The 5,372-nt window shown below is 60.4% G+C and carries 2 protein-coding genes and 1 pseudogene; 2 read left to right on the forward strand and 1 reads right to left on the reverse strand.

Translation table 11 applies throughout. The annotated features are described in order from the left end of the window. A pseudogene (locus G3N64_RS38180) lies at positions 1-633 on the reverse strand (DUF3416 domain-containing protein); the annotation flags it as partial. Between the two features lie 405 nt (positions 634-1,038). Here G3N64_RS38180 and vgrG point away from each other — a divergent pair. Next, a complete protein-coding gene (gene vgrG, locus G3N64_RS38185) occupies positions 1,039-4,626 on the forward strand; it encodes a type VI secretion system tip protein VgrG (protein ID WP_346778858.1) in 3,588 nt (1,195 codons plus the stop codon). Beyond that, positions 4,616-5,308 carry a hypothetical protein gene (locus G3N64_RS38190; RefSeq protein WP_205788759.1) on the forward strand — a complete coding sequence of 231 codons (693 nt, stop codon included), beginning with the start codon at positions 4,616-4,618 and terminating at the stop codon, positions 5,306-5,308. The genes vgrG and G3N64_RS38190 overlap by 11 nt, the downstream gene beginning before the upstream one ends. The last annotated feature ends 64 nt before the right edge of the window (positions 5,309-5,372 follow it).

Consider the following 5,372-nt stretch of genomic DNA (forward strand, 5'->3'; position numbering starts at 1 on the left):
CTGCGCGAGCGCGTCGCGCGCATGGCCGGGGACACCGGCCAGCACGGCGACGTCCGGGCGCGCCCGGCGCAGCGCTGCGCGCCAGCCGGGCCACCAGTCGGCCGGCAGATGATGCGGCGCGTCGATCAGGAAGCCGGCTGCGCCCGCATCGGCGAACGCGGCGAGGTGCTTGCACCACCACGCGGACAGCGCGTCGCGCGCCGTGTCGTCGCCGAGGTTCGCGTGGGCGACATCCCGCGCGTGCGCGGTGCCGCGCGGATCGATCAGCGCGTCGTCGTGCGTGCGCTCGACGTACCAGTCCGGATGCTCGACGCGCAGCGGATGCTCGCGTGCGACGCGATCCGGTACGACTTCGAGCAACAGGCGCAGCCCGTGGCCGTGTGCGAGCTGCGCGAGCCGCGAGAAGGTTTCGAGCGCGCTCGCGCGCGTCGCGAACGATTGGGCCGGACGACGGAAATCGGCCACGTGGCGCGGAAAGCCGGCGGCGCTCGCGGCCCAGAAGGCGCCGACGAGCACGTGATCGAAGCCCATGCCGGCGACATGCGCGAACGTCTGCGGCCATGCGTCGAGCGGCCCGACGAGGCGGGCGTCGCAGAACTGGATATGCGGAGCGAAGGTCGGCGTGGAGTCCATGGCGCGGGGTGTGCGGGCGGTCGGTGACGCCGGTTCGCCGCAACGCACGTGCCTGCCCCTACGCCTCCGATCCGGCGCGCTGCCGTGCGGCTCCGAACAGTCGTTCTTGCATACCCGGTGCGCGGTCGCGGCGCCTTTACACCGGCTTGTGTGGCGGAGGCGTGCCCTCGTATCGTGAAATTCGTGAAATTTTTGCCAATGACGTCGGATACCTGATGCAAATCTCGATGCCAGGGCTGGATGGAATGCCCGCTGAGCAGATTCGGCGAGCAAGAGCCGAGCCTGGTGAAACGTCTACGTTGAAATTTGCGGGCAAAATCATACGAGTCCTATGGCCGGGTTGCCTTCGGGACAGTTAGGATCGCTCGCGATAATCCAAGAACATTCGACGGGGGCGCCTTGACCGTGAGTACGGCCATTTCCAATACGTCCGCGCGCGCGGGCATCGACATCCACCAGTTTTACAGCCTGGATATCAAGGGCGCGGCTGCAGCCGCGCTCGCGGACGTGTATGAGTTCGACGGCACACGTGGAATCGGCGAGCCGACGAAGTACACGATCCGGTTCACGCATCCCCGCCATGACCTGTCGCGCAGCGAATTCCTGAACCGGATGGGCGCGTTCGTCATCCAGCCGCCACCGCAGGATCGATGGAGTCAGCCGGAAGCCGCGCGGCGCGTGCAAGGTGTCGTGACGGGCTTTGCGTTGAAGGCTGCGAATCGCGATCAGTCGTTGTACGAGATCGTGCTGGAATCGCGGCTGGCGCTGTTGCGCAACGCGCCGAAGTGTCGGTTCTTTCTCGACATGAGCATTCCCGAGATCATCGAACGGATTCTGCGGGAGCACGCGTTCAACAAGATCTTCGCCGACTTCGAATTCAGGCTGAATCGAACCTACCGCAAGCGCGGTTTCGTGATGCAATGGGACGAGGACGATCTGGCATTCATTACGCGATTGTGCCGACGCTCGGGCATCTGGTTCGTGTGCGACGAAGGCGACCGGTGCGAGCGGGTGTGGTTCGGCGACGACTACGCGCACTACCGCCGCGATCCCGAGCGTCTGACGATTGCGTACCGTCCGCACAGCGGACTGGATGCCAGCGGCGTCGAGTCGGTCAGTACGCTCGAAATGCGCGCGAAGACCTTGCCGGCGGCCTACGCGGTGCGCACGTTCAACACTGAGACGGCGATATCGGATCCGATCGAGGCAATCAGTCCGATCCGCGACGACCGCACGACGTATGGCGAAGCGTACACCTGGGGCGTGCCGAATCGGAGCGAGGACGAGGCGAACGAAGAGGCGCAACTGCGCCGCGAGGCAGCGCTGGCCGGACAGGTCGAGTATCGCGGCGAGTGCGACATGCTGGACCTCACACCCGGCTCGGTGCTGAAACTTTCGAACCGGGAATTGCCCGATGCGAAGCACGGGCTCGTTGTCGTGCGGGTGACGTGTGGCGCAAGCCGGAAGCAGGCCTATCACGTGACGTTCGATGCGATTCCATCGGATCGTCAGTATCGAATGCCGTTGAAGGAAGAGACGTGGCCCAGGATCGACGCGGTCGTCACCGGGACGATCGCGTCGTCCGGCGGCTGGAAGAATCCCTATATCGATAGCCAGGGCGAATACATCGTCGATCTTCATCTGGATCGCGACACGCGTGCGCCCGGTTTGCAAAGCTGCCCGATGAGGCTGGCGAAGCCATTCGCGGGCCCGAACCAGACCGGTTTCCACTTCGGGCTGGTCGAGGGCACGGTGGTCGGCGTGAGCTTCCTGTGGGGCTGCGTGGATTTGCCGTTCATCAGCCACGTGCTGCATACCGCACAACACACGGATCCGATCGTCGCGGGCGTTCCCTGGGGCACGCGCAACACGATTCGCACGCGCTCCAACAACACGCTGCAGATGGATGACGGGGAAGGGCGCGAGCACATCAAGGTTGCGACCGAGCATGGCAAGTCGCAACTCAATCTCGGGCACATGGTAGACCGTGGCCAGAGCGAGCGGGGTAGCGGCGCCGAACTGAGATCGGATGGGCCGGCCGCGCTGCGAGGCGGGGGTGGTGTGCTGGTGTCGGCCTATGCGCGAAACGGTGCGTCCGGCAAGCAACTCGACATGCAGGAAACCGTTGCACAGCTCGAGGATGCGCTGGCGCTGGCGAAAGCGCTGGCGTCGTCTGCGCAGGCGTCGAAGGCCGACGCGGCCGATATCGACAGTCAGCGTGCCGCGAACACGGTGCTGGACCAGGGTGTGCTGGTCACGGCGCCGGCATCGGCAGGCGTGGTGGCCGGCAAGAGCGTGCAAATCGTCGCGGGGGAAAACATCACGAGTACAGCCAGGGGCGATGCGAGCTGGAGCGTCTGGAAGCGCTTTACGGTGGCCGCGCACGACGTGGTGTCGCTGTTCACGCAGAAGGGCATGAGCCTGATTGCGGCTGCGGGTGCAGTCGTCGTGCAGGCACAGCGCGGCCGCATGCAGCTTGCGTCGCAGGAAGACATGACTGTCGAGACGGTCAACGGCGTGCTCCACGTCAAGTCGCCGAAGGAAATCGTGATGAACGTCGGTGGCTCGTATTTCCGCATGACGCCGGGCGGCATCGAAATGGGCACGCGTGGCGGCGTGCTGTTCAAGACCAGCACGCTGAAAAAGACCGGGCCGGCGCAGCTGGACCTGGGGGGCGCGGCATTTGCGCCGGTATTTGTGCCGTATACGACGGGCTGCGAGGTCTGGCGCACCAATCCGGCGTTCGTGCCGCCGCACGTGCCCGCGACCGAGGTGGTCGAACTGGAAAGCGCGGGAACGGCAGCGCCTGCACCTGATGCAGGCGGAGTCGCGCCATCGCCGCTTGGCGACATTTTCTCGCGTCTCTCGGGCGGCGCTATGCCGCCAGGGGCATCGGCTTTTTCTCCGTTTGATGGCAAGCCGTCAAGCATGGATACCGATATCCCCAAAGCCAAGGTCACGCTGAACAATCCTGACGACCAGCAGCAAACGCTGGTGACGCCCGATCCGATCAAGCTGGCGAATGCGGTGCCTTGCGACTGGAAAATATCGGACCTGAAGGCGGACGTAAAGGGACGTATCGAATCCCTTTCGTATTGGGGTGTGCTGCATGACCGGACGCCGTGGAAAGATCCCGAGACCGGAGTCCAATACAGGGGCGGTGGTTCGAGAGGTTCACATTTCGAATTTTCATATAGCGAACAGGACAAGACAATTACCTGCACGGTTCGCGCCATGCTGATTCCGATGGACCTATTTCCAGTCGATCTGAAAGGTGAACGTGATACATCGGTGCCGGCAGATGAAGCGTCGATTCCTTACGAGTATTCCGTCCATTCGACAATGGCGCCAGGTTCTACGCGCAAGGGTGTCAGGATGGATTATCGCGATGCAGTCGGGTCTGAATTTGATGTCAGGGCACTAATCGGCCGCATCGAGGCCGTGCTGAATCAGGGAAGCTACAAGTTGATCCTGGACGGATGCTCCAAGGGCGCGGCCTGCGGATGCCGGGTGAAGGTCCGTTTCAAGGTCGATCTACGTGTGTCGCTCAAGGGTGTACCCATTGAGGGATTCAAACCGCACGTCTCTCTCAAGCTGTTTCCGCAGGTTCTTCGGGCGGATACAGGATCTTGGGGAGAAAAGCATAAATGGAAGGATGAGTTGAAAATAATACGTGATTATCCGGACGCAAATGTTGAGGCACATGAGTGCGGGCACTATTTCAATTTCCCTGACGAGTATTACGATCAGGGGGGCTGGCTTCATCACTCATACATCAAGGACGAACAGATAAATTTTTCACTTGTCGATGCGAATGCGGGAGCCATGTTTTGGCAGGGATATTCAATTGGTAACGTGATGGGCGGAGGCGCTAATTTGCCAATACAGCCGGGTCGTATTACGGCAACCATCAAGCCATATTATCTTGAATATGTGCGGCGTCAGTTTTCGATCGCGACAAACAAATTGTGGAGAGTTGGTTATGAAGCGTAATTCGTGGATTTCCTATCTGCGTAATGTGGCGCTCTACCTATTTTTATTTGGAGATGGTGTTCATGCTGAGAATGTGTTCCCGGAGAATCAAGTGATGCAATTCAGCTACACGACAAATGGGGCTGCGGATGGCGCCATCAACGCCTATGGGAATAACTCGATCTCGGTATCCGGAGACGTGCTACGGGTTCAGATCGGTGATTCAGATGGAGACCGGAATATCAATGGAGTTGGCATCTACGATATAAAGTTGAATGGTAAGAATCTGGAGACTGCCAAACGGATGGCGGAACTATTGTGTTCCTCGGAAGAGGCAGAAAGTGGCGTTATAATTCCAATTCTTTATAGTGTTCGGTGTGGTGGTGAGATTCGTCGAGGTTATTTAAGCAACCTTAGTCGCGATGTTAGGATTAAATTATCTGATATCGTAGAAGAACTTACGAATGTGGGGGTGCAGGATGGGCATAAACTTGTGAAGTTGGATGTCTCTATTGTTTCGATCGATCGTAATGCCGATAATTTTCTGGTATCGCTGAAATTCGACAACAGTGGGGACTACCCGGTCCAGTTCATGACGCCGGACAGGTGGGAGGGGGGAATGGGAAAGTACATGGATATTCTAGACACTATGACTCTCGTGAGGCAAAGGCTGGCCTGCCGTGAGGAATCAGACGCGGGTTAGCATTGCTGCCAGAGCCGCACGGTGCGGACAGGGCCGCACCCGGCGATTTCCGGCACGGAGGCCA

The sequence above is a fragment of the Burkholderia sp. Ac-20344 genome (assembly GCF_017104975.1).
GTDB lineage: Bacteria > Pseudomonadota > Gammaproteobacteria > Burkholderiales > Burkholderiaceae > Burkholderia.